This window comes from Aeromonas sp. HMWF017 (assembly GCF_003061465.1).
GTDB lineage: Bacteria > Pseudomonadota > Gammaproteobacteria > Enterobacterales > Aeromonadaceae > Aeromonas > Aeromonas veronii.
Genome location: NZ_QAJD01000101.1, coordinates 1 through 6,144 on the forward strand (window position 1 = coordinate 1; position 6,144 = coordinate 6,144).

The following is a 6,144-nucleotide window of genomic DNA, read 5'->3' on the forward strand; positions in this document are numbered from 1 at the left end:
GCTGGAGCTGCGGTACCAACTTTGGCTACAAGAGCCCGAGTGATGGTGTTGCCGTACTGGGTGGTGAGGCTGTGCCGGTCAACCCCTGTTCCAAGTATGAGGACATGAAGTTCTCACCGGATGCCGATGGCGTCTACGAGTTCTATCTGAATATGGCGGGTGAAACACCGACGGTATACGTCAAGAAGCCCTGATCTATCTCTGAGTGTTAAATCTCTCAGTAAATTAATCAGTTAAGTGCCTCGGCCCAGAAATCTGCTGGCCGGGGCATTTTTTTAGGTTAGAATCGGCGCCCTCATGGCATCAGGTGTACTATATGTTGTGTCATTAATTTTAGATGGCACCATTAGTTGTGTTTTCTGCTGTTGTCATGATGTCGATGCATTCACATAAGGTTGATTGAAAATGGCTAAATCGAACCCGGTGCTGGAGAGTGAGCTTGGCTCCCGCCTTATCCCCATGCAGGAAACGTCCCTCGAGATCTGGGATAGCAAGTATCGCCTCAAGAGCAAGGATGGCACTCCCATCGACAGCTCTATCGATGAGACCTACCAGCGGGTAGCCCGTGCGTTGGCAGAGCAGGAGCTGGAGCCTGAGGCCTGGTATGAGCCGTTCCTGTGGGCGCTGCGCAATGGGGCCATTCCGGCGGGCCGCATCACCTCCAACGCCGGGGCGTTTGAGCACAAGCCTGCGACTTCAACCATCAACTGTACTGTTTCCGGCACCATCGAAGATTCGATGGACGATATCCTCGGCAAGGTGCACGAGGCCGGTCTGACCCTGAAAGCCGGGTGCGGTATCGGCTATGACTTCTCGACCCTGCGCCCGCGCGGTGCCTTTGTCTCCGGTGCCGGTGCCTACACTTCCGGCCCGCTCTCCTTTATGGATATCTATGACAAGATGTGTTTCACCGTCTCGTCAGCAGGTGGCCGTCGTGGCGCCCAGATGGGCACCATGGATATCCGTCATCCCGATGTGATCGAGTTTATTCAGGCCAAGCGCGAAGATGGCCGTCTGCGCCAGTTCAACCTCTCTCTGCTCATCACCGAAGATTTCGTCAAGGCGGTGAAAGAGGATGCTCCCTGGTCGCTGATCTTCCCCTACACCGCCAAAGAGGTAGAGCAGGATGGCATTGCGCTGGACGATCCTGCTCAGGTGCTATGGGCCGACTGGCCCAACAAGGAAGGGGTTGTATTCAACGAGTTGGGGCAGGTCGCCTGCAAGGTCTACAAGACCATGCCAGCCCGCAAGCTCTGGAATGTCATCATGACCTCCACCTATGACTATGCAGAGCCCGGCTTCATCCTGATCGACAAGGTCAACCAGATGAACAACAACTGGTTCTGTGAAGAGATCCGCGCGACCAACCCCTGTGGTGAGCAGCCGTTGCCGCCCTACGGTGCTTGTCTGCTGGGCTCGGTCAATCTGACCAAGTTTGTGCGCGACCCTTTTACTGAAAACGCGGCGTTCGATTGGCAGGCGTTTCGCAAGGTGGTGGCCATCTTTACTCGCATGCTCGACAACGTGGTGGAGATCAACCAACTGCCGCTGGCCAAACAGCGCGAGGAGATCACTGCCAAGCGCCGGCATGGCATGGGCTTCCTGGGGCTTGGTTCGACCCTCACCATGCTGCAGATCAAGTACGGCTCTGCGGCATCCGTGGCCTTTACCGAGCAGGTATCCCAGGAGCTGGCGATGACCGGCTGGCAGGAGTCCCTGCGTCTAGCCAAGGAGAAGGGCTCTGCCCCCATCATGGAGCAGGAGTTCGAAGTAACCGGCAAGATGCTGCGTCTGCGCCCGGAAATAGCGGCTGATGGCATCAAGGTGGGTGACAAGGTGAAGGGCAAGGTGCTGCATGCGCGTTATAGCCGCTATATGCAGCAGGTTGCCGAGGTAGATCCTGCGCTGGTCGCCGAGCTGGCCGAAGTGGGTGGGCGTTTCACCCACCACAGCAGTATTGCACCCACCGGCACTATCTCGCTGTCTCTGGCCAACAACGCCAGCAACGGCATCGAGCCGAGCTTTGCCCACCACTACAGCCGCAACGTTATCAAGCCGGGCAAGAAGAGCAAGGAGAGCGTGGATGTCTACTCCTTCGAGCTGCTGGCCTATCGTGAGCTGGTTAATCCGTCCGCCATGCCCTATGCCGATGATGAGGCGAGCCGTCTGCCGGACTACTTCATTACTGCTGATGACATCACCCCGGCGCAGCATGTGGACATTCAGGCTGCGGCCCAGCGCTGGATCGACTCCTCCATCTCCAAGACTGCCAACGTGCCAACCGATTTCCCGTTCGAGCAGTTCAAGGACATCTACATGTATGCCTCGGATTCTGGCCTCAAGGGCTGCACCACCTTCCGCTTCAATCCGGAGGCCTTCCAGGGCGTGCTGGTGAAGGAGAAGGATCTGGAGAACACCCTGTACGATTTCACCCTGGAGGATGGCTCCGTCATCTCCGTCAAGGGGAACGAAGAGATCGAATACGATGGCGAGCTGCATACGGCCGCCAACCTCTACGACGCCTTGAAAGAAGGCTATTACGGTAAATTCTGAGAACGACATTATGGTCAAGAAGATCGACAAGAAAATCGTCGCCTACAAGGTGCGTACCAAGGATGAGCCGCAAGAAGATCTCTCTGTGCAGGATGACGTAGTGCATATGCACGAAACCGTGCTGCGCCCGGAGCGGCTGATGGGAACCACCTACAAGTTGAAGACGCCGGAGCATGTCTCCGAGCACTCACTGTTCATCACCATCAACGACATCATTCTCAACGAGGGCACGGTTCACGAAACTCGCCGTCCGTTCGAGATTTTCATCAACTCCAAGAGCCTGGAGCACTATCAGTGGATCGTGGCGCTAACCCGCATCATCTCGGCGGTATTCCGCAAGGGTGGGGATGTCACCTTCCTGGTGGAGGAGCTGCGTTCCGTATTCGATCCCAAGGGAGGTTACTGGAACAAGGGCAAGTATGTGCCGTCGCTGATCGCCGAAATTGGGAACGTGATCGAGAGCCATCTCACCGAGATAGGCATGCTCAAGGCGCCGGGGTTGGACGAGCATCAGCAGGCATTTCTGGCCGAGAAGCAGGCCGAGTTGAAAGCCGCTCAGGAGGCTGAAGAGCAGCAGGCGAGCAGTGGTTTTCCGGCCAATGCCGCGCTCTGCTACAAGTGCCACACCAAGGCGCTGGTGCTGAAGGATGGCTGCATGACCTGCCTCAACTGCGGCGACTCCAAGTGCGGCTGACAGACAGGCCCAAGTAGTTGAACGATAGAGAAAAGACCGGCCACAGTGCCGGTCTTTTTATTGCTGTTTTTATGCGCAATCAAATCAGACGGCCCAGTGATTTGTTGCGCGATAGTAAAATCGGGCGTAGCGTTGAGGGTAATAAAACTGTCACGGCCGTGTGGTTTCAATGACATCTGAGATTCACACACGTGGCCCTTCAGTGCCAAGGAGGATGCTTATGGACAATACGGACCGAAAGCTGTTTATCCTGGATACCAACGTTCTGCTTCACGAACCCCTCGCTATCTACTCCTTCAAAGAGCACGACGTGCTCATCCCCATGACGGTGCTGGAAGAGCTCGATAACATCAAGGATCGCAACAAGGATGTCAGCCGCGACGCGCGGGTGGCCATTCGTGCGCTGGAAGATGTGTTCCGCGATGCAACCCCGGATCAGATCACCCAGGGCGTGCCGCTGGCTGGCGAAGCGAGCGGCAATATCTGCATCTTCAGCGATCACCATCTGCCGCAGGATGCCGAGGTCTTTACCGACAAGGAGGCCGACAACCGCATCATCAACGCGGCCCTCTATCTGCAAAAGCATGAGTTGAAGCGTCAGGTGGTGCTGGTCACCAAAGACATCAACATGCGCCTCAAGGCCAAGGGGGCCGGTCTTGCCCACGTCGAGGATTATCGCAGCGACCAGCTGATCGACGATATCCGCCTGCTGGCCAAGGGTTTTCAGGTGGTGCCCGGCAGCTTCTGGGAGCGCGTCGGCGAGTGCGAGAGCGAGACCCATGGTCGCGACACCATCCATGTGATTGATGCCAATCTGCTGGAAGGGGTTCATGTAAACCAGTATCTGGTGGATGAAGAGAATTTCTTCGCCTCCCGGGTGCTCAGCCACGATGGCAGCAAGATCCGCATCAAGGATCTGGGCCGCGAGCGACTGATGTCCCGCAAGGCGTGGGGTGTACATCCCAAGAACGTCTATCAGGGGATGGCGTTGGATGCACTGCTCGATCCGCACATCGATCTGGTGATCCTGACTGGCCCGGCCGGTTGCGGTAAAACCTTGCTGGCAATGGCGGCGGCCTTGGAGCTGGTGATTGAGAAGGGCATTTACGAGAAGGTGATCGTCACTCGGAATACCCCGGAAATTGCCGAAAGCATCGGCTTCCTGCCCGGCACCGAAGAGGAGAAGATGATGCCCTGGCTGGCGGCGGTGACCGACACCCTGGAGGTGCTGCATAAGCAGGACGAGAACATGAGCGGCTCGCTCAGCTACATCATGGAGAAGGCCAATATCCAGTTCAAATCGGTCAACTTCATGCGCGGGCGCAGCATCCAGAACACCTTCGTATTGCTGGATGAATGCCAGAACCTGACCGCATCCCAGATCAAGACCATCATCACCCGCTGCGGCGAAGGCACCAAGATCGTCTGCTCTGGCAACCTGGCCCAAATCGACTCCAACTACCTGAGCCCGGTGACCTCGGGTCTCACCTACATCGTCGAGCGTTTCAAGGATTTTGACGGCAGTGCCAACATCTTCCTCAATGGCGTGGTGCGCAGCCGACTGGCTTCGTTCGCCGAGGAAAATCTCTGATTTAGCTGACTATCTTCATATGAAAAAGGGAAGCCACTTGGCTTCCCTTTTTTGATCCCGTCACCAGTTCAGTGTCCTTGGGTCACTGTCCAAGATAGCGCAGCAGCCCCAGGTGGTCGCTGTTTTGCAGAATATCCGGCTTGCCTTGCAGGGCGATGCGCCCTTCGTCGACAAACAGCACCTGATCGGCGATGAGCTGGGCATCCTCCGGATTGTGGGAGACCATCAGTACGGTAATGCCCTGCTCGCAGGCGAGGCGGGCCACTTCCGCCAGCATCTCTCGGCGCAGGGCGGGATCGAGGGCAGAGAAGGGCTCATCCAGCAGCAGCAGCGGTTTGCCGCGCACCAACGCGCGAGCCAGCCCGACCCGCTGCTGCTGGCCGCCGGAGAGCTGCTCCGGCAGACGGTTTAGCATCTCGCCAAGACCAGCCCGCGCGGCTGCATCGATAACCTGTGCCCGCTGGGCGGCACTCAGGCGCAGCCCCGGATGCAGGCCGATGGCGATATTGTCGAACACCGACAGGTGCAGGAAGAGGTTGTGATCCTGAAACAGGGTGGTGACTGGTCGCTCGGCCGGGCCCAACGGCAGCAGATCTTCGCCATCGAAGCTGAGGCGGCCTGACTCCACCGGCACGAAGCCTGCGATCATCCCGAGCAGGGTCGACTTGCCTGCGCCGCTTGGGCCGATCAGTGCGGTGATCTCTCCCTTGGGCAGGGTCGCGCTGAAGCTGACGCGCCAGTCGGGGTAGCTGGTCACCAGCGTATCAATGCTCAGCATGTTTTCCTCCAAGCCCCCGTTCCACCAGCCAGAACAGGGAGAAACAGAGTGTCAGCAGCAGCAGAGCGGTGGCGGCTGCCTCGGTCAATCGATAGCTGCCGAGCTGCTGGTAGAGCAGCCAGGGCAGGGTGGTGAGCTCCTGACTGCCAAACATGGCGATGGCGCCGAGATCCCCCAGCGAGAGGATCATCGACAGCGCCATCGCCAGTGCTAGCGGGCGGCGCAGCAGCGGCCACTCCACCAGTCGCAGGCGATGCAGGCCACGTACCCCCAGACTGTCCGCCAGCCGGTCGTATTGGCGCACCACCAGCTGCATGGGCGCTGAGAGGGTGCGCAGCACGTAGGGTAGCGCCATCAGGGCGTTGACCAGCACCACCAGCCAGGGGCCGAGGGCGAACACATCAGCGAACGGCATAAACAGGATAAAGAGACCGGTAGAGAGCACCACCGCCGGGAGCATCAGGATCATCGAACCGCAGGCCTCCCACAGGGCGGCAGCTCGCCGCTGGCGGGTGCGCACCTTTAGGT

5 protein-coding genes and 1 pseudogene are annotated in these 6,144 nt (G+C 58.3%); 4 read left to right on the forward strand and 2 right to left on the reverse strand.

Features of this window, described 5'->3' with window-relative positions; translation table 11 throughout:
* From DBR30_RS09795 to DBR30_RS09810, 4 genes and pseudogenes are all read left to right on the forward strand, one after another.
* A pseudogene (locus DBR30_RS09795) lies at positions 1-194 on the forward strand (pullulanase); the annotation flags it as partial.
* Between the two features lie 211 nt (positions 195-405).
* Positions 406-2,553, forward strand: coding sequence for an adenosylcobalamin-dependent ribonucleoside-diphosphate reductase (locus tag DBR30_RS09800; protein WP_108540903.1), 2,148 nt, complete (start codon positions 406-408; stop codon positions 2,551-2,553).
* A 10-nt stretch (positions 2,554-2,563) separates the two neighbouring features.
* On the forward strand, positions 2,564-3,247 hold the full coding sequence (locus DBR30_RS09805; protein ID WP_064337293.1) for a TSCPD domain-containing protein: 684 nt from the start codon (positions 2,564-2,566) through the stop codon (positions 3,245-3,247).
* A 220-nt stretch (positions 3,248-3,467) separates the two neighbouring features.
* Positions 3,468-4,838 carry a PhoH family protein gene (locus DBR30_RS09810; RefSeq protein ID WP_108540904.1) on the forward strand — a complete coding sequence of 457 codons (1,371 nt, stop codon included), beginning with the start codon at positions 3,468-3,470 and terminating at the stop codon, positions 4,836-4,838.
* Between the two features lie 82 nt (positions 4,839-4,920).
* On the opposite strand, the gene thiQ is transcribed toward DBR30_RS09810, so the two are convergent.
* Both thiQ and DBR30_RS21985 read right to left on the reverse strand, forming a co-directional pair.
* On the reverse strand, positions 4,921-5,616 hold the full coding sequence (gene thiQ, locus DBR30_RS09815) for a thiamine ABC transporter ATP-binding protein (protein ID WP_108588323.1): 696 nt from the start codon (positions 5,614-5,616) through the stop codon (positions 4,921-4,923).
* A partial coding sequence (locus DBR30_RS21985) for an ABC transporter permease subunit (protein ID WP_258224376.1) occupies positions 5,603-6,144 on the reverse strand: 542 nt, incomplete at its 5' end. The genes DBR30_RS21985 and thiQ, both read right to left, overlap by 14 nt.